The organism is Rhodococcus sp. T2V (assembly GCF_029269925.1).
Classification (GTDB): Bacteria; Actinomycetota; Actinomycetes; order Mycobacteriales; family Mycobacteriaceae; genus Rhodococcus_F; species Rhodococcus_F koreensis.
Genome location: NZ_JARJBD010000381.1, coordinates 1 through 522 on the forward strand (window position 1 = coordinate 1; position 522 = coordinate 522).

Genomic DNA, 522 nt, shown 5'->3' on the forward strand with positions numbered 1-522 from the left:
TACCCCACACGACTCCCTGCACGAACACCTGGTGCTCATACAGGGCGATCAACTGTCCCAGGGCCGACGGGGTGAGCCTGGTTCCGAGAATTGTGGTGGAGGGCCGGTTGCCGGGCATCACCTTGTGCGGAATCAGCTCGGTCTCGGTGCCCTAGGCAGCGATCTCGTCGGCTGTCTTGCCGAACGCCAGCACCTTGGACTGAGCGAGCATGTTCGCCGTCAGAACCCCGTGCATCGACCCCACCCCGTCGAGGGTCGGTAGATCGGCGAGGGGCTGTGCGAACCCCAGAAAGTCCACGGGAATCAACCGCGTGCCCTGGTGCAGCAGCTGGTGGAAGGCGTGCTGACCGTTGGTTCCGGGCTCACCCCAGAACACCTCACCCGTCGCCGCACCGACGGGAGTCCCGTCCGCCCGTACCGACTTGCCGTTCGATTCCATCGTCAACTGCTGCAGGTAAGCCGGGAATCGTGCCAGGTCGTGCGAGTACGGCAGCACCGCACGAGAATCGCAACCGAAGAAGC

General features: G+C 64.4%; 1 pseudogene. It reads right to left on the bottom strand.

Annotated elements, in window-relative coordinates:
• Positions 1–522 (bottom strand): annotated as a pseudogene (locus P3H15_RS54480) (glucose-6-phosphate isomerase); the annotation flags it as partial.